The sequence below is a fragment of the Enterobacter sp. JH25 genome, assembly GCF_021725435.1.
Lineage (GTDB): Bacteria > Pseudomonadota > Gammaproteobacteria > Enterobacterales > Enterobacteriaceae > Enterobacter > Enterobacter intestinihominis.
This window is the reverse complement of the sequence record NZ_CP091319.1, coordinates 3,037,923-3,058,019: the sequence shown is the minus strand read 5'-3', so window position 1 is coordinate 3,058,019 and position 20,097 is coordinate 3,037,923. Positions and strand designations below refer to the sequence as shown.

Annotated in this window: 17 protein-coding genes and 1 pseudogene; 5 read left to right on the top strand and 13 right to left on the bottom strand. The window is 54.5% G+C overall.

Annotation, left to right across the window (positions count from 1 at the left end; translation table 11 throughout):
• Positions 1-33 precede the first annotated feature (33 nt).
• Both rplY and L2Y28_RS14630 read right to left on the bottom strand, forming a co-directional pair.
• Entirely contained in the window at positions 34-318 is a 285-nt protein-coding gene (rplY, locus tag L2Y28_RS14635) for a 50S ribosomal protein L25 (RefSeq protein ID WP_022648733.1), read from the bottom strand.
• A gap of 125 nt (positions 319-443) precedes the next feature.
• The gene (locus L2Y28_RS14630) at positions 444-2,204 is read right to left on the bottom strand and encodes a DEAD/DEAH box helicase (RefSeq protein WP_022648732.1); all 1,761 of its coding nucleotides are present in this window, start codon (positions 2,202-2,204) and stop codon (positions 444-446) included.
• 151 nt (positions 2,205-2,355) lie between these two features.
• Between L2Y28_RS14630 and rsuA the strand changes: the two genes are divergently transcribed.
• The 3 genes from rsuA (at position 2,356) to L2Y28_RS14615 (ending at position 4,899) form a co-directional block, all read left to right on the top strand.
• Positions 2,356-3,063 carry a 16S rRNA pseudouridine(516) synthase RsuA gene (gene rsuA, locus L2Y28_RS14625; RefSeq protein ID WP_022648731.1) on the top strand — a complete coding sequence of 236 codons (708 nt, stop codon included), beginning with the start codon at positions 2,356-2,358 and terminating at the stop codon, positions 3,061-3,063.
• Positions 3,064-3,078: 15 nt separating this feature from the next.
• Positions 3,079-4,278 carry a Bcr/CflA family multidrug efflux MFS transporter gene (locus L2Y28_RS14620; RefSeq protein WP_022648730.1) on the top strand — a complete coding sequence of 400 codons (1,200 nt, stop codon included), beginning with the start codon at positions 3,079-3,081 and terminating at the stop codon, positions 4,276-4,278.
• Between the two features lie 276 nt (positions 4,279-4,554).
• On the top strand, positions 4,555-4,899 hold the full coding sequence (locus L2Y28_RS14615; RefSeq protein WP_003859372.1) for a YejG family protein: 345 nt from the start codon (positions 4,555-4,557) through the stop codon (positions 4,897-4,899).
• A gap of 3 nt (positions 4,900-4,902) precedes the next feature.
• On the opposite strand, the gene yejF is transcribed toward L2Y28_RS14615, so the two are convergent.
• The 9 genes from yejF to L2Y28_RS14570 form a co-directional block, all read right to left on the bottom strand.
• Positions 4,903-6,492, bottom strand: coding sequence for a microcin C ABC transporter ATP-binding protein YejF (gene yejF / locus L2Y28_RS14610; RefSeq protein WP_022648729.1), 1,590 nt, complete (start codon positions 6,490-6,492; stop codon positions 4,903-4,905).
• 1 nt (position 6,493) lies between these two features.
• Positions 6,494-7,519: a microcin C ABC transporter permease gene (locus L2Y28_RS14605; RefSeq protein ID WP_023330165.1), complete on the bottom strand. Its 1,026-nt coding sequence runs from the start codon at positions 7,517-7,519 to the stop codon at positions 6,494-6,496.
• On the bottom strand, positions 7,519-8,613 hold the full coding sequence (locus tag L2Y28_RS14600; protein WP_003859369.1) for a microcin C ABC transporter permease YejB: 1,095 nt from the start codon (positions 8,611-8,613) through the stop codon (positions 7,519-7,521). Before L2Y28_RS14600 ends, L2Y28_RS14605 begins: the two co-directional genes overlap by 1 nt.
• 9 nt (positions 8,614-8,622) lie before the next feature.
• Positions 8,623-10,428 (bottom strand): extracellular solute-binding protein, encoded by a 1,806-nt coding sequence (locus L2Y28_RS14595; RefSeq protein ID WP_032622477.1) that lies wholly within the window; start codon positions 10,426-10,428, stop codon positions 8,623-8,625.
• 75 nt (positions 10,429-10,503) lie between these two features.
• Positions 10,504-12,057 carry a cyclic di-GMP phosphodiesterase gene (locus L2Y28_RS14590; RefSeq protein WP_022648726.1) on the bottom strand — a complete coding sequence of 518 codons (1,554 nt, stop codon included), beginning with the start codon at positions 12,055-12,057 and terminating at the stop codon, positions 10,504-10,506.
• A gap of 127 nt (positions 12,058-12,184) precedes the next feature.
• Complete coding sequence (gene mepS, locus L2Y28_RS14585) at positions 12,185-12,754, bottom strand: bifunctional murein DD-endopeptidase/murein LD-carboxypeptidase (protein WP_003859364.1); 570 nt, start codon at positions 12,752-12,754, stop codon at positions 12,185-12,187.
• A 424-nt stretch (positions 12,755-13,178) separates the two neighbouring features.
• Complete coding sequence (locus tag L2Y28_RS14580; protein ID WP_022648725.1) at positions 13,179-13,883, bottom strand: phosphatase PAP2 family protein; 705 nt, start codon at positions 13,881-13,883, stop codon at positions 13,179-13,181.
• A 33-nt stretch (positions 13,884-13,916) separates the two neighbouring features.
• Positions 13,917-14,903 carry a GTP-binding protein gene (locus L2Y28_RS14575; RefSeq protein ID WP_022648724.1) on the bottom strand — a complete coding sequence of 329 codons (987 nt, stop codon included), beginning with the start codon at positions 14,901-14,903 and terminating at the stop codon, positions 13,917-13,919.
• 123 nt (positions 14,904-15,026) lie between these two features.
• Positions 15,027-16,493 carry a mannitol dehydrogenase family protein gene (locus L2Y28_RS14570; protein ID WP_022648723.1) on the bottom strand — a complete coding sequence of 489 codons (1,467 nt, stop codon included), beginning with the start codon at positions 16,491-16,493 and terminating at the stop codon, positions 15,027-15,029.
• A gap of 205 nt (positions 16,494-16,698) precedes the next feature.
• Here L2Y28_RS14570 and uxuA point away from each other — a divergent pair, with 205 nt between their 5' ends.
• On the top strand, positions 16,699-17,889 hold the full coding sequence (gene uxuA / locus L2Y28_RS14565) for a mannonate dehydratase (protein WP_022648722.1): 1,191 nt from the start codon (positions 16,699-16,701) through the stop codon (positions 17,887-17,889).
• A 116-nt stretch (positions 17,890-18,005) separates the two neighbouring features.
• Here uxuA and yeiP read toward each other — a convergent pair whose 3' ends face one another.
• Entirely contained in the window at positions 18,006-18,578 is a 573-nt protein-coding gene (gene yeiP / locus L2Y28_RS14560) for an elongation factor P-like protein YeiP (protein ID WP_003859355.1), read from the bottom strand.
• A 164-nt stretch (positions 18,579-18,742) separates the two neighbouring features.
• Here yeiP and L2Y28_RS14555 point away from each other — a divergent pair.
• A pseudogene (locus tag L2Y28_RS14555) lies at positions 18,743-18,826 on the top strand (YkgJ family cysteine cluster protein); the annotation flags it as partial.
• A gap of 35 nt (positions 18,827-18,861) precedes the next feature.
• On the opposite strand, the gene L2Y28_RS14550 reads toward L2Y28_RS14555, so the two are convergent.
• Positions 18,862-19,953 carry a DUF4236 domain-containing protein gene (locus tag L2Y28_RS14550; protein WP_022648721.1) on the bottom strand — a complete coding sequence of 364 codons (1,092 nt, stop codon included), beginning with the start codon at positions 19,951-19,953 and terminating at the stop codon, positions 18,862-18,864.
• Positions 19,954-20,097 lie beyond the last annotated feature (144 nt).

Sequence of the window (20,097 nt, the reverse complement as noted above, 5' to 3'; positions counted from 1 at the left end):
GCATAAGCGGGGTTTTTCTCGACAGGTTTGCGATTACGCGCGAACGAAGTCGATGTGAGACAGTTTTGGCTTGAACGGGTGACGCTGAACAGCCTGAACTTTCACTTTTTCTTCTTTACCGCCAACAACGATGGTCAGAACTTCGCTGTAGAATTCAGCTTTGTTCTGCATGTTCCACACTTTGTCGTGATCCAGTTCGATTGCAACTGGAGCAGCTTCGCCACCGTAAACGATAGCCGGGAACTTGTTAGCGTTACGCAGGCGGCGGCTCGCACCCTTACCCTGCACGTTACGTACTTCTGCTTCGATAGTGAACATTGATTTCTCTCTGTATTTAAAACCCTGCTACAGGCGACCCAGCAGCAGGTGAGTGTTCTGCCTCACGGATGTGAAGCGGGCGGCATTTTATACTCAAATGGCTCGCGCATCAACGAAAAGTCCCGTTAACCGCGCAATTCGTTTGCCCGGCGAAAGCGTCCTTCATAGTCAAAGACCTTCTCACGCACCTGCCAGAACTGCCCTTTTTTACGGGCGACAACAAAATCAGGATGGCGCAGCAGCGCCTGCTGGCGCACGATATCGGCAACGGTTATCCAGCGCAGCGGCACGCCGGGCGTGCGGGTATGCGGGCGGATAAAGAGCTGTTCGAACGCGGTGCGCTGGGCGGGCGTCTGGACCCTGAACCGCTCGCTGACGTCTGCGCCGTCCTCGTCGTAATAGGTAATCTTTAGCCACTCGCCTTTTTCATCCGCACCGGGCTGTAAGACCATGCCGGAACAGCGCAGCACCAGCGCATCTTTCAGTTTCAGCGCCGCTTTCAGCATGTCATCCGGGTCGACCAACACCGTGTCACATTCCCGACAGCGGCGGGCAGCGATATCGTTCTCGGCGTTGCACTGCGGGCAGTTTTTGAAGCGGAAGCGGAAATCACACTGTTCGCGATGGCCTTCATCGTCTTCAAACCAGCCCTGACAGCGGCGGCCAAAATGTTCGATCAGCGTGCCGTCGGCGGTAGTTTTGCCCCAGAAAGTGTTGGCAAACCCGCAGGCCGGACAAAACACCTGTACCGGCACGTTGTCGCTCTTGCCTTTTGGCGTGCCCACTTCCGGGGAGTAGAGATCGTGCGGATTACCGGCATAATCGAGGATCAGACAGTCGGTTTTGCCCGGTGCCAGGCGCAGGCCACGGCCGACAATCTGCTGGTACAGGCTGACGGATTCGGTCGGGCGAAGAATCGCAATCAGGTCAACGTGCGGTGCGTCAAACCCGGTGGTTAATACGGAGACATTCACCAGGTAGCGGAACTGCTGGGCTTTGAAAGCCTCAATCAGGCTGTCGCGCTCCGGCCCGGGGGTTTCACCGGTAATTAACGCCGCGTCGTTGGTGGGCAGAAGCCCCGTGATTTCACGCGCGTGTTCGACGGTAGCAGCAAAAATCATCACCCCTTTGCGCGTTTGCGCAAACTCTTCAATCTGGCTGATGATATGCGGCGTGATCCGCTTCTGTTTTTTCAGCTCATGGTTAAGATCCGCCTCGCTGAACAGCCCGTTGCTCTGCGCCTGTAAGCGGCTGAAATCGTACTGCACGACCGGCATATCCAGCCGCTCCGGTGGCGTCAGATAGCCATGCTTGATCATGTAGCGCAGCGGAAGCTCATAGATACAGTCGCGGAACAGGGCCTTTTCATCGCCACGCACCATGCCGTGATAATGAAACTGATAAATCCAGCCCTTGCCCAGACGAAATGGCGTGGCGGTCAGGCCAAGCAGGCGTAAGTGAGGGTTCACCTCTCTCAGATGAGTGAGGATTTGCTGATACTGGCTGTCGTCGTCATCGCTGATGCGGTGACACTCATCGACAATCAGCAGGGAAAACTCGCTGCGAAACAGGTCCAGGTTGCGCGCAACGGACTGTACGCTGCCAAACACCACTTTCCCGTGGCTCTCTTTGCGCTTCAGCCCGGCGGCAAAAATATCGGCCTCCAGGCCGAGCGCGCAATATTTGGCGTGGTTTTGCGCCACCAGCTCTTTTACGTGCGCCAGCACCAGCACGCGCCCGCGAGCCAGGCGCGCCAGTTCGGCAATCACCAGGCTTTTACCGGCTCCGGTCGGGAGCACGATGGCGGCGGGTTCCCGGTGCTTGCGAAACCAGGCGAGGGTGGCATCAACGGCTTCTTGCTGATAGGGGCGTAGTGTGAACGTCATGGCTTCTCTATTCAGTTAACTCGCATATAGTATGCCACGAAACTTTTTCCCTTGAGTGGCGCAACCAGACCATTATACTGAACTGTTTCTGACTGCTTCTTTTTCGGACGCGTAGTCCGACTTCCAGCACCATTAAGGCTAAAAAGATTTCATGCGACTTGATAAGTTTATCGCTCAGCAACTCGGCGTAAGCCGCGCTATTGCCGGGCGTGAAATTCGCGCCAGCCGCGTAACCGTGGACGGCGACATTGTGAAAGACAGCGCTTTTAAACTCCAGCCTGACCACCAGGTGGAGTATGACGGCAACCCGCTGACCCAGCAGAATGGCCCGCGCTACTTCATGCTCAACAAACCGGAAGGTTACGTCTGTTCAACGGACGATCCGGATCACCCGACGGTGCTCTACTTCCTCGACGAACCTGTGGCGCACAAGCTGCATGCGGCAGGGCGTCTGGATATTGATACCACCGGCCTGGTGCTGATGACCGATGACGGTCAGTGGTCGCACCGCATCACCTCCCCGCGCCATCACTGTGAGAAAACCTATCGGGTGACACTTGAGTCGCCGGTCTCGGATGACACGGCAGAGCAATTCGCGAAAGGCGTTCAGCTACATAATGAAAAAGATCTGACCAAACCGGCGGTGCTGGAAGTCATTACCCCAACGGACGTCCGTCTGACCATCAGTGAAGGCCGTTACCACCAGGTGAAACGGATGTTTGCCGCCGTGGGCAACCACGTTGTGGGGCTGCATCGTGAACGTATCGGCGCGATTGAACTCGATCCAGACCTGGCGCCAGGGGAATATCGCCCGCTGACGGAAGAAGAGATTGCCAGCGTCGGGCTGCTTTCACGCTAAATTCAGGAGAACCCTGTGACCACCAGGCCACACTCGTCGTTTAAAATCGTATTTATCCTTGGCCTGTTGGCCATGCTGATGCCGCTGTCTATCGATATGTATCTGCCCGCGCTGCCGGTGATTTCCGCGCAGTTTGGCGTACCGGCAGGCAGCGCACAGATGACGCTCAGCACCTACATTCTTGGTTTTGCGCTCGGCCAGCTCTTTTATGGCCCAATGGCAGACAGCCTGGGGCGCAAACCCGTTATTCTGGGCGGGACGTTGATATTTGCCGCGGCGGCGGTGGCCTGCGCGCTGGCGCAGAGTATCGATCAGCTGATCGTGATGCGTTTCTTCCATGGCCTGGCTGCGGCTGCGGCAAGCGTGGTGATTAACGCGCTGATGCGCGACATCTACCCGAAGGAAGAGTTCTCACGCATGATGTCGTTCGTCATGCTGGTCACAACCATTGCGCCGCTGGTCGCCCCCATGGTGGGCGGGGCGGTGCTGGTGTGGTTCAGCTGGCATGCGATTTTCTGGATCCTGGCGATTGCCGCGCTGCTGGCCTCGGTGATGATCTTCGTCTTTATCGATGAAACGCTGCCGGTCGAGCGCCGTCAGAAGTTTCACGTCCGCACCACGCTTGGCAACTTTGCCTCGCTGTTTCGCCATAAGCGCGTACTGAGCTATATGCTGGCCAGCGGCTTTAGCTTTGCCGGGATGTTTTCGTTCCTGAGCGCGGGGCCGTTTGTGTACATCGAACTGAACCATGTGTCACCCCAGCACTTTGGTTACTACTTCGCGCTGAATATCGTGTTCCTGTTTGTGATGACCATTATCAACAGCCGCTTTGTCCGGCGGGTCGGGGCGCTGAATATGTTCCGCGCCGGGCTGTGGATCCAGTTCGTGATGGCTATCTGGCTGGTATTGAGCGCATTGTTGGGCGTCGGTTTTTGGGCGCTGGTGGTGGGCGTGGCGGCGTTTGTTGGCTGCGTCTCGATGGTCTCATCCAACGCGATGGCGGTGATCCTCGACGAATTCCCGCATATGGCGGGCACCGCCTCGTCGCTGGCAGGGACGTTCCGTTTCGGGATTGGCGCGATTGTCGGGGCGCTGCTCTCAATGGCGACGTTTAATACTGCCTGGCCGATGCTGTGGGCGATTGCCCTCTGCGCGACCTGCTCCATCCTCTTCTATCTTTACGCCAGCCGGCCCCGTAAGACGGCGCATAAATGAGCACTTAAGGCCCGAAACGGGCCTTTTTGTTGACCCATATCAACCAACCCTCGGTTCGTTTACCCGGTGTTTGTTTCTTTTATGTAAAATCTATTTATGTAAAAAGTCACATCATTGTATTTAAAAAGGTTGAGTTAGATCGCAGAAACGGGTACATATAGCGCCGACGCGAGCCTGCAACGCCTATAAAATCCGCTAAACAGTGCAGGTTGGCGATGATGTGTTACTATAAATGTAAATAAATTGTGAAGTAAATTTGCTTCCGGGGATCTGAACGTGAATACATTACAACTCTCCATTGTCCATCGCTTGCCCCAGAGCTATCGCTGGTCGACGGGTTTTGCAGGTTCGAAAGTTGAACCGATTCCGCAAAGCGTTGCCGGGGAGGATAATTGTCTGGTAGCGCTCAAGCTGCTTAGCCCGAGCGATGAAAATGCGTGGCCGGTTATGGAACGTCTCAGCCAGGCGCTGACGGACATCGAAGTAGACAGCTCCGTGCTGGAATGCGAAGGTGAGCCGTGCCTGTTTGTTAACAGCCAGGATGAATTTGCTGCGACCTGCCGTCTGAAAAACTTCGGCGTGGCGATTGCCGAACCGTTCTCCGGTCAATATCCTTTCTGAGTGCTAGTCAGCGGACAATAGCTGGCGCGTGTAATCCTGCGCAGGCGCAGTGAATACGCGCTGGCACTCTCCCTGCTCAACGACTTCTCCCTGCCGCAATACCACCACCTGATGGCAAAGCGCACGCACCACCTGTAAATCGTGGCTGATAAAAATATAGGCCAGCCGATGCTTTTCCTGTAGCCCCTTCAGCAGCGCCAGAATTTGCGCCTGCACGGTGCGGTCCAGTGAAGAGGTAGGCTCGTCCAGCACGATCAGCTCCGGTTTCAGGATCAACGCGCGGGCAATCGCTATACGCTGGCGCTGTCCGCCGGAAAACTCAGCCGGATACCGGTGCCGGGTATCGGGATCTAAACCCACTTCCGCCATCACCCGCTTCACGTCGATTTCACGCTGTTGTGCCGTCAGCGCGGGCTGATGAACGCGCAGGCCCTCTTCAATAATCTGCAATACGCTCAGCCGCGGGTTCAGCGAAGAGTTCGGATCCTGAAAGACCACCTGCATCCGCGGGCGGACGGGCAGCATTTGGCGGCGGCTCAGGTTTTGCAGCGGCATGCCGTCAAAGAGAATGCTTCCCTGCGAGGCGATCAGGCGCAGCAGCGCCAGGCCGGTGGTGCTTTTGCCCGAACCGGATTCGCCCACAAGCCCAAGCGACTCGCCCGGACGCAGAGAGAAGCTCATGTTTTTCAGAACATGATTGTGATCGACCACGCGACGCAAAATGCCTTTGCGGATCGGGAATGACACCGACAGGTCCTCAACCTTCAGCAACGGTGCGCTGTCAGCGTTAAGCGGAACCGGGTCGCCAGAGGGTTCGCTATCGAGCAGGCGCTGTGTATACGGGTGCTGAGGCGCGCTCAGCAGGGCAGTTGCCCTGTTCTGTTCGACGCAGCGGCCGTTTTGCATCACGGCCACCGCGTCAGCGAGCTTTTTCACGATGCCCAGGTTATGCGTAATAAACAGCAGGCTCATGTTCAGCTCGTCGCGCAGTTCACGCAGCAGTTGCAGAATTTGCGCCTGCACCGTGACGTCCAGCGCGGTGGTGGGTTCATCCGCAATCAACAGTTCGGGGCGCGTCAGCAGCGCCATCGCGATCATCACGCGCTGGCGCTCGCCGCCGGAAAGCTGATGCGGGAAATCGTTCAGCCGTTTCGCCGCATTACGAATGCCGGTGCGTTCAAGGCAGTCCAGAATTTCCCCCCTCGCTGCCTCTTTACGCATTCCCCGATGAAGTGACAGCACTTCATAGAGCTGTTTTTCCAGCGTATGCAATGGATTGAGCGACACCATCGGCTCCTGAAAAATCATGGCAATCTTATTGCCACGAATGCCGCGCAGGGTTTGCTCATCAGCGTTCAGCAGGGATTGTCCATGGAACAGAATATCCCCGTGCGGATAGCTGACCGGCGGGGAAGGGAGCAGGCGCAGCACCGACAGCGCCGAAACGCTCTTACCGGAGCCGGATTCCCCGACCAGCGCCAGCGTCTCTCCGCGCTGGATCTGCAACGATAAATCCGTCACCACCGGGCGAGATTCGCCCTGCTTTGAAAACGCAATCGACAGATTTTCTATGCTCAGAAGAGGCCGGGTCATGTCATACCGCCTTGTTGGGATCGAAGGCATCGCGCACGGCTTCGCCAATAAAAATCAGCAGGGAAAGCAGCACAGCCACGGAGAGGAATGCGGCGATGCCCAGCCAGGGGGCCTGGAGGTTGTTTTTGCCCTGCAACAGCAGTTCGCCAAGAGACGGTGAGCCCAGCGGCAAACCGAAACCAAGAAAATCGAGCGACGTCAGGGTGGTAATGGAGCTACACAAAATAAACGGCAGGAAGGTGAGGGTCGCCACCACCGCATTGGGAAGCATGTGACGGAAGATAATTGCGCGATCGCTCACGCCTAATGCCTGCGCGGCGCGAATATAATCGTAATTTCGCGTGCGCAGAAACTCCGCGCGCACCACGCCGACCAGTGCCATCCAGCCGAACAGAACGGTGATGCCTAACAGCCACCAGAAGCCAGGCTGTACTACGCTGGACAGCAGGATAATCAGAAACAGCGTCGGCATACCGGACCAGACTTCAATTACGCGCTGCCCCCACAAATCGATTTTTCCACCGTAATAGCCCTGCATGGCGCCCGCCACGACGCCCATCACGCTGCTAAAGAGCGTCAGAAGCAGCCCAAACAGGAGCGAGATGCGGGTGCCATAGAGGATGCGCGCCAGCACATCGCCGCCGTTGGCGTCCGTTCCCAGCCAGTTCTGCGAGGAAGGCGGGGAAGGGAAGGGGGTGGACGTGGCGTAGTTAATACTGTTCGCGCCAAAGCGAATCGGTGCCCAAAGCGCCCAGCCGTGCTGCGCGATCTGTTCACGTAACCAGGGATCCTGATACTCGGCTGGCGTCGCAAACGGACCGCCAAAATCGCTTTCGCTATAGGTAGTAAGCACCGGCACGTACCAGCGATCTTTGAAATGCACCAGCAGGGGTTTATCGTTGGCAATCAGTTCGGAACACAGACTTAAGGCGAACAGGACGGCGAAGATCCACAGCGACCAGTAGCCGCGACGGTTGTGGCGAAAGCGCGCCCAGCGGGCCTGATTGACGGGGCTTAAACGCGACATCAGCGGCCCTCAAAATCGATACGGGGATCGACCAGCGTATAGCTGATATCGCTGATGATATTCAGCAGCAGGCCGATCAGGGTGAAAATGTACAGTGTGCCAAACATCACCGGGTAATCACGGGAGACGGTGGCCTCATAGCCGAGCAGCCCTAAACCGTTGAGAGAGAACATCACTTCTATTAGCAGAGAGCCGGTAAAAAACATACTGATGAACGTGGCGGGAAAACCGGCAATCACCAGCAGCATGGCGTTACGAAAAACGTGCTTCCACATAATCTGCTTTTCACCGACGCCTTTGGCGCGCGCGGTGACGACGTACTGTTTGCGGATCTCATCAAGAAAGGCATTTTTGGTCAGCATCGTAAGCGCCGCAAAACCGCCGATAACCGTCGCCAGCACCGGAAGCGTGATGTGCCAGAAGTAATCGGTGATTTTCTGATACCACGGCAACGTGCTGAAATCCGCAGAGACCAGCCCGCGCAGCGGGAAGAGGTCGAAATAACTGCCGCCAGCGAAAAAGACAATCAGCAGCACGGCAAACAGAAACGCCGGGATAGCGTAGCCGATGATAATGAACGTGCTGCTCCAGATATCAAAACGGCTACCGTTGTAGACCGCTTTGCGGATCCCCAGCGGAATGGAGACCAGATAAATAATCAGCGTCCCCCACAGTCCGAGCGTGATGGAAACCGGCAGGCTTTGCTTGATCAGGGTTAGCACCGAGGCGCTGCGAAACAGGCTGTCGCCAAAATCGAAACGGACATAATCCCAGAGCATCCTGAAATATCGCTCGTGCAGCGGCTTGTCAAAACCATAGCGATGGGTGATCTCGGCGATCACCTCCGGATCCAGTCCCCGACCGCCCCGGTAGTGGCTTTCGCTGATATTGCCCACGCCCGTCCGGGCATGGCTGGCCCCCATTCCTTCACCGCCGCCGCCCGGCATGCCGCCAGCGTGACCAAATTCTATGGCCGCAATCGCCTGGTCCACCGGGCCGCCGGGGGCAATCTGCACGATAAAAAAGTTAATGGTAATGATGGCCCATAGCGTCGGGATAACCAGCAGCAGCCTGCGGATAAGATAAGCGCCCATCGTCACTCCTCAACGCCGCGCTGCGGGCAGTTTTGCGGCTTTATTCACGTCATACCACCACGTATCAAAACCAAGCGTATAAACCGGGCGAACGGCGGGCAGGGAGAATTTGTCCCAGCGGGCCACGCGATCTTCACCCATGTACCACATCGGCAGCATGTAATAGTTCCAGGTTAACACCCGGTCAAGCGCGCGCCCGAGCGGCAGAAGTTTCTCTTTATCGCCCTGAGCGGCAACGATTTTCGCGATCAGCGCATCAATCACCGGACTCTTTACCCCCGGAGCGTTGTAGGAGGAGTCGATATACCCCGATGCCCAGGAGATTTGCAGGTCTGAACTCGGCCACGGCTGGGCAGCCCACAGGGTTTGCATCATGTCGTAATCGCGACTGCGCTTGCGGTTGGTCAGCTGGGCAATATCGACCTGGCGGATATTCATGGTCACCCCAAGACGGGCAAGGTTCTTCTTAAACGGCAGCACCCACTGATCGTTTGCGCCGGAGGCAATCAGCAGTTCGAAGCTGAGCGGCTTACCAGTTTTAACATTTACTCGTAGCCGATTTTTCAACACCCAGCCAGCGTCATCCAGCAGTTTGCTGGCTTTCAGCAGGTTGTCCCGGTCGAACCCGTTTCCGTCGGATTTTGGCGGTTCAAATACGCGGGTGAACACCTCCGGCGGCAGCTGCGCTTTCATCGGAGCCAGCAGAACCAGTTCATCCGCGTGGGGATAATCACGGGCGGCATATTCAGTATTCTGGAAATAGCTGTTCGCCCGGCTGTAGGCGCCGTAAAACAGCGCTTTGTTCATCCATTCGAAATCAAACGCCAGGGTAATAGCTTCACGCACCCGACGATCGGAAAAAACCGGGCGCTGAATATTAAACGCCAGCCAGCGCGTGTCCTGCGCGGATTCGTTTTTATGTTCGTCTTTAACGATATAGCCTTTCGCGAAATTTTTTCCGATATACCGGGTCGCCCAGTTTTTGGCGCTGTTCTCGACACGTAAATCAAATGCGCCTGCCTTAAACGCCTCGAAGGCCACGTTATCATCCAGGTAGTAGTCGTAGCGGATTGTATCGAAGTTCCAGCGGCCCCGGTTTACCGGCAGCGTGGCTGCCCAGTAATCTTTCACGCGGGAATAGATCACGTACTGGCCCATTCGCCAGTCGGTAATGCGATACGGTCCTCCGGCCAGCGGCGGGGAAGAGAGGGGATCGCTCAGCTTATGGTTTTTCCAGAATGATTCGGGCATGACGGGCAGGGAGAACAGGCTCAGCATATTCTCTTTGTTTGGCTCAGGGAGTTCGATTCGCACGGTCAGCGGGGCGATGGCTTTCACCGTGGTGCCCTTGTACACCAGACGAAACTGCGGCACGCCTTCGGTCATAAATTTATGAAAGGTGAACGCCACATCGCGGGCGCTAACCGGCGTACCGTCGTGAAAACGCGCCCGCGGATTAATCGCGATTTCTGCCCAGCTAAAATCATCGGCGTAACGCACGTTCTCAGCGACCAGGGGATAATAGCTGCCGGGCTCGTCGTCGGAGGTGACGAACAGCGTGTCATAGAGGGATTCGGTACGCGCTGCCGCCACGCCGCGCAGGGCGAAGCGGTTAAAGTTGTCAAACGTTCCGGTCGCGGAAAGCGTCACGTTCCCGCCTTTCGGGGCGGCGGGGTTCACATAATCGTAGTGAGTAAAGTTGACCGCATACTTCGGCTCGCCAATGACGGCAAAGGCCGTGCTCTCTTTGATGGTCTGCGCCTGGCTCGACAGGCTCACCAGCGCCAACAGCATCAATACAACGCGCATAATCATAGTGCGGCGGATCCCTTTGTTCACAGGCAGGCTCGGTTGAGGAGAATAATAAGGGACAGCGCCGTGATTGTGAAATTATTCCCCGAGCGTGATGTCGGGTTGCCACGTCCTGAACTGCTCCAGCGGCATTGGTCGGCCGATCCAGTAGCCCTGAAGATAGTTCACGCCATGCTCGCGCAGCCACGCCGCCTGCTCGGGCGTTTCAACACCCTCGGCGACGGTTAACATATTCAGGCGTTCTGCCAGCGTCAGCACCGCGTCCAGCACTGGCGAGGTAACGGTTTCAGTCCCGATGGCATTCACGAAGCCACGGTCAATTTTCAGGTAATCCATCGTGAAGCGTTCCAGATAGATCAGCGCGCTGTGGCCGGTGCCAAAATCATCGATGGCGATTTCAAAACCTTCACTGTGCAGCCATTCAAACAGCTGATTTGCCTCGCGGTGGTTGATCATGTCGCGCTCGGTTATTTCCAGCACAATCTGGAAGTGATCGGGCGGAAGGGCAGCGGCAAACGCGCGCATATCCTCTTTAAAGCTTTCCGCATGCAGATGACCGGGCGCGATGTTGATCCCAAACTTGGCACCAGGCGGGAGAACCGTTTGCAGGACAGGGGCATCGCGGATAATCAGGTCAAAAAGATGCAGCGTCAGCGGGACGATCAGCTTCTGCGCTTCAGCAAAATTAATAAAGGCATCCGGTGGAATTTCGCCCATCACCGGATGCTTCCAGCGCATCAGGACTTCCAGCCCGGTCATTCTGAGCGACTGCGCATCCACGACGGGCTGATAGACCACGTAGAACTGATCGTGCTTGATGGCCGTAAGGATCTCTTTCCCGGGATTAAGACGGATAGTGAGAATATAGAAATTCAGCAGACCTGCCGCAATACCGCAGACCAGGCCGAAGAACACGGCGTAGAGCAGTTCATCGGTCTTCCAGGCTTGCGCATAGACGTTAACGGTCAGAGGTATATTTTTCAGCGTGGCGGTGCGAGCGGGGACGTCAGGCAAATCCCGCGCCTGAACCAGCATCCCGGACTGGGTGGATAATGCGGAGTCGCCAATGACGATCGATATTCCGGAAAATTCATCCTGACGTGACGTATAAAGAAGGTAAGGCGTCAGGTTGATGTTCACGGAGGTAAATACGCCGCCGTCTTTTACCAGCGGATTGCGATACCAGATAGCGATCGCGGGTTTATCCGGCAGCATGGGCGTACCCGGCAGGAGCGCGATATCAACAGGTTTGCTGATGTGTAGCTGAGGGATAAGCGTTTCCATTGGGGTATTCATCGGACCTGTTGCCGAAGAGCAGAAGGCCTGTTTATCCCGGACCAGCAAAAAGGCGCGCACGTTAATACTGAAGGCCGCGCGTGAGGTGAGCGCCGCACTGACCTCTTCACAGCTGTTCAGCGTGAGCGGCTGGAGCGTATCAATAGAGGTTTTAAGCTCGTCGAAAAAGCTCTCCATGTAGACGCTTAAATCCGTAATGAGGGTATCGTACCTGACTTCTCGCTTGTGATAACTCCAGTAAAACTGTAACGCACTCAGAAGCAGGGCGGTAAACAACCCCGTCAGAATACTGAGAAACAGTATCTTGCGGTTGCTGGAGAAGTAGCGGGTAAACATAGATGTCGTGATTCCTGAAATGACGCGGGATGTCTATCAGTGTAACGGGCAAAAAAAAACACTGCCGGAGCAGTGCTTTTTTAATCGTATCGCCAGCCAAGGGATAACCAACGATACGACAGCAATATTAACTACGGCTCAGAACGCGGCGAGCTTCGTTGTAGCGCTTCTTCCAGTAAGGTTCGTTCATGCTGGAAATCGTCACACCACTGCTGGTGGAAGCATGGACAAACTGATCGTTACCGATATAGATGCCAACGTGTCGACCGGTTGAACCTGCTCTGAACAGGACTAAATCGCCCGTACGCAGTTTAGTGCGCGAAATGGACTTGCCCATTTCCTGCTGTTCATAAGTAGAACGCGGAAGGTCTAACCCAAACTGCTCACGGAAAGTACGCTGTACGAATGCGGAGCAATCGATGCCTTTCTTGGTGCTGCCGCCCAGGCGGTAACGCACGCCTTTCCAGTCAGCATACTGATCCATAATACGCGACTTAACGTCGAGATTACGTACCATATTTTCAAATTCATCCTGAGAGGCTTGCAGTGAAGAGGAATCTTCCATTCCCACAACACGCGTCTCAGGATGCATATTCTTCGCGGTGTTCGTCGTACTACATGCCGAAAGCAGAACCGCCACTGCAATCGCCGGGATCCCCCGCAAGATATATCTCAAAATTGGTTGAGATTTGACCATTTTGTTTGTTTTCCCTTGAAGTCCTTAACGAAAATATCGTTATAAAAATGCCAACCGTGACGAGACTAATTATCTGTTCACAATGAGACAATTCTTTATGGTGAAATCTGTGGCACAACGCACAAAATTATTCACCACGATAATAATTATCTCAATGGGGCAAAACGAGTTCGAGGTTAACCGATTGCAAAGGGCATTGCGAGCAAAAAAGACCGTTTTTTTATAAGAAAATGTGATACACAACGTTACAGCGCGGAATTGCTCAAAATGCCGCCATTCATACCGGTAATCCCTGCAATTGCTTCATTTTTATCACGAATTGTATGACGGAATGATGACAGCGCTGAATGATGCCGGAAAGAAATGACTCAGGGATCGAAAACGATCCCTGATGAATGGTGTTAATTAGCGTTATTTATTTGTTTCAGACTTGTTTAAATTTGCCGGGAAGATAGCGATCAAAAATACTTATTACGCGATCGCTCAGGGGAGTCATCAGCACCCAGGGTAAACCAATTAACACCGCCGTGAGGGAGCCTACGGCGATATCTGTCAGCCAGTGAGCGCCAATCATCACCCGCGGGAATGCAAATACAACCACAATAACCAGGGCGATGGCGAAGGCTTTTTTACCGAAATAGCGCAGCATGAAGCCAGCAAAAATCAGCAGCATCATACCGTGGTCGCCCGGGAAGCTGTCCTTCGAGGCGTCTTTGGTTGGAATATGAAGCAGCTCGCTGACGCGGTTAATATTCGGGAAAGAGAGCGACGGACTGGCGCGTTTAACCGGCATCAGATGCTGCGCCAGCTGGTTGATAATCACGGCTGCCAGCAGCATGACCAGGCCGATAATCAGAATACGGCGACGACCCGTTTTGTCTTCCTTCAGCCAGAAGGAGAGCATCAGACAGCCCATTGCCAGCAGCGAACAGCCGTCAAACGCGCGGTTGTTGGTGATCGCCACCAGCCACAGGAAGGCTTCACTCTTCGCCAGCGCCTGGTTAAAGAAGTGGAACAGCCCGGAATCCAGTGGGAACCAGAAACCGTGATCCGCCGGGATATACCAGGAGAAAAAGATCGCCAAACCGGCAGCGTTGAGCAATAAAATAGCAGGAAGTCGAGTCGTCATAGTCTTCAGCAATGTGTAAAATCAGGGGCAACGTTAGCCGCCCAAACTTAAACGAAGCTTCAACAGGCTTGACTGGAGGGCATTCCAGTCGGTATTAACCGCACTAATTAACTCTATCCGGCTGTCGGGTGGCGCGACGTTCTGGGTTTCTATAAAGAAATCCTCGCCCTGACGATTAATGCGCACCAGACCATCCGGGGTGCGCATGATCCCTTTTACCCGCTCAACCGGCGCCAGTCTCGCCCATTCCAGTATACCAATGGTGTCGAAAACCGTATCGGCATCGAAGATCCAGCCGCAGGCCTGGTGTCCCTGGCCGCTGTTCAGATTTCGACGCCAGCGCTGATGTTCCGGCAGGCTCAGCGCTGCCAGACCTTGCTTCGCGCCGTGGCTATGCGAATGCTCAGCGCTGGCAGGCAGTTGCGTCTGGTTGAGGCGGGGAAGATCGAGCAGGGCGCCATCAATGTTGCCCTGGGTGGTCTGCACATACTGACGTCCACCGCCAGCCTGCTGCCACCAGGCATTGAACGCGGCCTGACTTTCAGGCGTCGCGCGATCGGATTTATTCGCCACGATGATATCTGCCGAGGCGAGCTGGTCGCGGAAATTGTCGTTATTGATCGCTTTTTCATCCAGCAGCTGGCGGGGGTCGAGCAGGCAAAGCGTCGCACGCAGCTCAAGCCACGGCTCGTAGACCGGGGCGGTCAGTAAATCAAGAATTTGCTTCGGATGACCCAGCCCAGTGGGTTCAATCAGCAGACGGTCAGGCTTGCCCTGACGCAGCAGCGTATTCAGCCCGACCTGCATCGGCAGACCATTCACGCAGCACATACACCCGCCCGGGATCTCTTTCACCATCGCGCCGCTGTCGGCGAGCAACGCGCCGTCGATCCCCACTTCGCCAAATTCGTTGACCAGCACGGCCCACTTTTCCGCCGGATCTTTATTGGCCAGCAAATGCAGAATGGACGTAGTTTTACCGCTGCCGAGAAAACCGGTGATCAGGTTGGTTTTGGTCACGTGCGCTCCGATAAATAATTGTGATGTAGTAACAACTATCTATCATCCTGACGAAAAAATCGGGCATTGAGAAGAGGGAGGGCGAACGGAGCGTAAAACCGTTCGCCTTAAACGCAATAATCGCTAAATTTTTAACGTTTCGATAACGGCCTGACGCGCGCCGAGCCGGACGAGGCGCTGGTACGCGCCGGTGATTGCCTCGACAAAGACAGGGTTTTGCGGCAGGTCGTCGCCAAAGATTTCTTTTAGCCTCAGCAGGGCGCTAACGCGTTCTGCGTCACTGCTGGTAGCGACAATGGCCTGAAACTTGTCGCTCAGCGGATCGCGCACGTCAATGGCGTTGCCCTGGTCGTCCGTCCCGCTGACGTAGCGCATCCAGCCTGCGACGCCCAGCGCCAGTAATGGCCAGGCGGTGTTACGCTCAAGATGCATGCGGATCCCATCCAGCATGCGCTGAGGCAGCTTCTGACTGCCGTCCATAGCGATTTGCCAGGTGCGGTGCTGTAGCGTCGGGTTGGCGAAGCGGTCAAGCAGGCTGTCAGCATAGGCTGTCAGATCGACGTTGGTGATGCGCAGCGTAGGGGCCTGCTCATTCAGCATCAGCCTGCGGGCAGCCTCGCGGAAGCTGTCGTCCTGCATACATTCATTTATGTGCGCGTAGCCGGCAAGGTAGCCCAGATACGCCAGGAAGGAGTGGCTGCCGTTCAGCATCCGCAGCTTCATCTGCTCCCAGGGCAGGACATCCTCAACCATCTGTACGCCTGCAACCTCCCATTCCGGACGCCCGGCGACAAAGTTATCTTCCACTACCCACTGAATGAACGGTTCACAGCTGATGGCGCAGGGATCTTCAACGCCAAGTTCCTGGGTGATTTCCGCGAGTGAGGCGTCAGTGGCGGCGGGCACGATTCGGTCGACCATGGTGCCAGGGAAGCTCACGTGCGCCTCGATCCATCCGGCCAGCTCTGCGGAACGCTTTCCGGCCATGCCGAGAACGGCATTTTTCACCACGTGGCCGTTATCGGGAATGTTGTCGCAGGAGAGCACGGTAAACGCTGGCAGGCTGCGCTCGCGGCGGCGATGAAGCGCTTCGACCAGAATACCCGGCGCGGAATGCGGCTCAGACGGATGCTCAAGATCGTGCAGAATGCGGCTGTTGTGCATATCCAGTTTCCCCGTCGCCGGATCGATGCAGTAGCCTTTTTCGGTAATGGTGAGGGAGACAATGGCCACCTGCGGTTCGCAGAACTTCTCAATAATGGCTGCCAGCGAGTCGAGTTTTGCGTTCAGGCACTCTTTTACCGCACCGATAATAATGGGCTGATTGCCTTCGGCACCTTTCTCCAGCACGGTAAACAGATGATCCTGCGCGCGGAGCTGGCGCATGAGAACATCGCCGCTAAAGAGGCTAATCTCACAAATACCCCAGTCGCCTCCTTTGGCGTTCAGCACCCGGTTTGTTAACAACGCCTGATGCGCCCGGTGGAACGCGCCAAAGCCGAAATGGACGATGCGGGAGCGTAACTGCTCGCGATCGTAGCGGGGCTGCTGGACATGAGCAGGAAGCGCGGTGGAGGCAATAGTCTTCATGTAGTACACACCTGATTAACCATTAATTAACAATGCCAGTGTAAAGTTATATGACAACAAATTAAATTGGTAAGCCGTAAATATCCCGGTTATGTGAGTTTGATCAATCAATGTCGCGCGCTGTGTTGACCACTTCGATTAAACATGTATGGTAGTCGTCATTGAGGTAATCCATATTGGTATAACAACTTGAGAGGGTGGGGCAATGGAACAAACCTGGCGTTGGTACGGGCCGAACGATCCGGTTTCTCTTGATGATGTGCGTCAGGCTGGCGCAACGGGTGTGGTCACGGCGCTGCATCATATTCCGAACGGTCAGGTGTGGCCGGTGGAGGAAATCCAAAAGCGTCAGGCACAGCTGGCAGAGAAGGGTCTAACCTGGTCTGTCGTGGAAAGTATTCCGGTTCACGAAGATATCAAAACCCACTCCGGTGAGTGTGAAACCTGGATTGCGAATTATCAGCAGAGCATTCGTAACCTGGCGGCCTGCGGTATTGATACCGTCTGCTATAACTTTATGCCAATTCTGGACTGGACGCGTACCGACCTGGAATATGAAATGGCCGATGGTTCGAAGGCGCTGCGTTTCGATCAAATCGCTTTTGCGGCTTTCGAGCTGCACATTCTGAAGCGTCCGGGGGCGGAAGCAGACTACACCGCCGAAGAGCAGCAGCAGGCGCTGGCGTGGTTCAATGCCGCCAGTGAAGCGGACATTGAGAAGCTGGTTCGCAATATTATCGCGGGCCTGCCGGGGGCGGAAGAGGGCTATACCCTCGATCAGTTCCGCGCGCGCCTGGCGGAATATGGCGATATCGATAAAAACCAGCTGCGTGAAAACATGGCGCACTTCCTGCGCGCTATTGTGCCGGTGGCAGAAGAAGCGGGCGTGCGGCTGGCGGTCCATCCGGACGATCCTCCGCGCCCAATCCTCGGCCTGCCGCGTATCGTGTCGACCATTGAGGATATGCAGTGGCTAAAAGAGACGGTAGACAGCATCTACAACGGCTTTACCATGTGTACGGGCTCTTACGGCGTGCGTGCGGATAACGATCTGGTGCGGATGATCGAAACCTTTGGGGATCGCATTCATTTCACTCACCTGCGTGCAACCTGCCGTGAAGAGAATCCAAAAACCTTCCATGAAGCAGCCCACCTTGGCGGCGACGTGAACATGGTTGCGGTGGTGGATGCCATTCTCTCTGAAGAAGTACGTCGTAAGCAGGCGGGGGATGTACGTCCTATCCCGTTCCGTCCGGATCACGGGCATCAGATGCTGGACGATCTGCGCAAGAAAACGAATCCAGGGTATTCGGCGATTGGCCGTCTGAAAGGGATGGCGGAAGTGCGCGGTATCGAGCTGGCGCTGAAAATGACGAAGTATCCAGAGCTTCTGTAAGCCTGATTGCCCGGTGGCGCTACGCTTACCGGGCCTACGAAAAACCGGCTCTGAGGCCGGTTTTTGTGTTTTTGTAGGCCGGGTAAGGCGCAGCTGCCACCCGGCAAACGCCACAATCAGTCAGCGCGACCCATATAGCGTTTTTCTTCGATATGGATACGGATTTTCTCGCCCGCTGACAGGTATTCTGGCACCTGTACGACCAGACCGGTAGTCAGGGTAGCCGGTTTGTTACGCGCGCTTGCAGACGCGCCTTTGATGCCCGGTGCCGTTTCAACGATTTCCAGATCAACGGTCTGCGGCAGCTCCAGCGCCAGCAGCACGCCATCCCAGGTCAGCACCTGCATGTCCGGCATTCCACCTTCAGGAATAAACAGCAGCTCTTCTTCGATCTGATCTTTGGTGAAGATATACGGGGTGTAATCTTCTTTATCCATGAACACGTATTCGTTGCCGTCAATGTAGGAGAAATCAACGTAGCGACGGGTCAGGGTCACGGTATCCACGATATCGTCGCCTTTAAAACGTTCTTCCACTTTCAGGCCGGTACGGACATCGGAGAAACGCATTTTATACAGCGTTGCTGCGCCACGGGCGCTGGGTGCCTGAATGTCGATATCTTTCACAATCAGCAGTTTGCCGTTGTAATTCAGTACCATACCTTTCTTGATTTCGTTCGCTCTTGGCATTGCAGTAATCCTGTTTACGGGAGGTAAAAAATATCGCGCCAAATTACTCGCGCGCGGCCTTTCAGGCAAGCGGAATTCGTGGGTTTTGCTATCAATACATAAAAGGTGTTACTGTGCGCGCAATGCCCGACTGCGCGGGCATCTGCCACCAACAGAGAGCATGTATGGATTGTCGTTCCGACTGTGGCGCGTGCTGTACCGCACCGTCCATCTCAAGCCCCATTCCAGGCATGCCACAAGGCAAGCCTAATAGTCAATCATTCGCAGTATAAAAATGATATAGCTAAGCAGAAATGACTTTTTTGCTAAGTGTTTCAATTGAATGTGAAAAGCTCTCTCCATAGCCAGTTTTAGACAATTGTAATAACTCATTTAGTCCAGAATGACTTGTAAATGAAAGGTTCTCGTACAGACATATAGGAAGTTCTGAATTGTCTTTAAATCTTCTGTCTGGGCCTCCAGACTTGTTCACATACTTCCATGTCCTGCCTACGACTATGGCATCTCCAGGTACACCTTCGCTTTCAATGAATCGACTATCACCAACATTAACGAATAGCTGGTTATAACCAACAGCGCCTACACCTTCACGGTCATAAACAAGTACTCTATCTGGAAAAAAATGTAATGTTTGGCGACCGACATTGATAGCAATCGTCTCAATATTTGTTTTAACAAAGGGAGGCTTTGATTTGCTGATAGAGGTTACTTTTCTGCGTAGTAAGTTACCAGCCCCGGCATGATATTTGGGATCATAAACGGCTCCAGAAGCTTCTATATGCCAAACTTTTGAGCAGCTTGCGAGCTTGGCTCCACTATCATGAAGTTGCTGGTAACATGCCATCATTTGATCATCAAAATCATAAAAAAGAACAGTAGTCTTTCTTAGCTGATCGTACATGTAAGCTAAAACAGATATTGCTACCCCTACAATAAATCCTATAGCGAGGCACCACTCAGGCCATGCCTGTGAAAAACCGTAAAGTAACAGCGCAATCGAAAAGCACATTACCAAGGGCCATATTTGTGACTTCTTACGTTTATTGTTCAACTCTTCAAGCAGTTCTCGGGAACTTGAATCAACGATTTCCGAGATATGGGATGACTCGATTTCCTCAAGAGGTGCATGTGTAGTGTCATATTCTATTCGGGATTCGTCTGATACATTCAGAACCTTCTTTCGGTTCTGTGGGACCAGGTTTGGTGAAAGCGAAGCACGATAATAGACTCCGCCAGCACCTATGTGGATGTAATTTCCTCTTGGGCCAGTACCAAACCTCAGTCCTTTCATACCAATGGATGCACCGACTCCTGATTTGGATAGGTTAAATCTCATTAGTCCAACGCGAATGCTTTTCCTAACATAAATTCCCATAGTAACTCCATGTAATAAGTAGCAATGCTTCTGAGCAACATCTAAGAGCGATTTTACACTGAAAAAGAATAGGTTAAGAAATCGGGAGGATTTTCATTATTTTTCAATCTGTTATAAGTTAATTGCTTCATTTAGAAAGCTTCG

Excerpts from the sequence above, each read along its gene's own strand:
- rplY (WP_022648733.1), bottom strand. The coding sequence starts at position 318 with ATGTTCACTATCGAAGCAGAAGTACGTAACGTGCAGGGTAAGGGTGCG.
- L2Y28_RS14630 (WP_022648732.1), bottom strand. The coding sequence starts at position 2,204 with ATGACGTTCACACTACGCCCCTATCAGCAAGAAGCCGTTGATGCCACC.
- rsuA (WP_022648731.1), top strand. The coding sequence starts at position 2,356 with ATGCGACTTGATAAGTTTATCGCTCAGCAACTCGGCGTAAGCCGCGCT.
- yejF (WP_022648729.1), bottom strand. The coding sequence starts at position 6,492 with ATGACCCGGCCTCTTCTGAGCATAGAAAATCTGTCGATTGCGTTTTCA.
- L2Y28_RS14605 (WP_023330165.1), bottom strand. The coding sequence starts at position 7,519 with ATGTCGCGTTTAAGCCCCGTCAATCAGGCCCGCTGGGCGCGCTTTCGC.
- L2Y28_RS14600 (WP_003859369.1), bottom strand. The coding sequence starts at position 8,613 with ATGGGCGCTTATCTTATCCGCAGGCTGCTGCTGGTTATCCCGACGCTA.
- L2Y28_RS14595 (WP_032622477.1), bottom strand. The coding sequence starts at position 10,428 with ATGATTATGCGCGTTGTATTGATGCTGTTGGCGCTGGTGAGCCTGTCG.
- L2Y28_RS14590 (WP_022648726.1), bottom strand. The coding sequence starts at position 12,057 with ATGTTTACCCGCTACTTCTCCAGCAACCGCAAGATACTGTTTCTCAGT.
- mepS (WP_003859364.1), bottom strand. The coding sequence starts at position 12,754 with ATGGTCAAATCTCAACCAATTTTGAGATATATCTTGCGGGGGATCCCG.
- L2Y28_RS14580 (WP_022648725.1), bottom strand. The coding sequence starts at position 13,883 with ATGACGACTCGACTTCCTGCTATTTTATTGCTCAACGCTGCCGGTTTG.
- L2Y28_RS14570 (WP_022648723.1), bottom strand. The coding sequence starts at position 16,493 with ATGAAGACTATTGCCTCCACCGCGCTTCCTGCTCATGTCCAGCAGCCC.
- uxuA (WP_022648722.1), top strand. The coding sequence starts at position 16,699 with ATGGAACAAACCTGGCGTTGGTACGGGCCGAACGATCCGGTTTCTCTT.
- yeiP (WP_003859355.1), bottom strand. The coding sequence starts at position 18,578 with ATGCCAAGAGCGAACGAAATCAAGAAAGGTATGGTACTGAATTACAAC.
- L2Y28_RS14550 (WP_022648721.1), bottom strand. The coding sequence starts at position 19,953 with ATGGGAATTTATGTTAGGAAAAGCATTCGCGTTGGACTAATGAGATTT.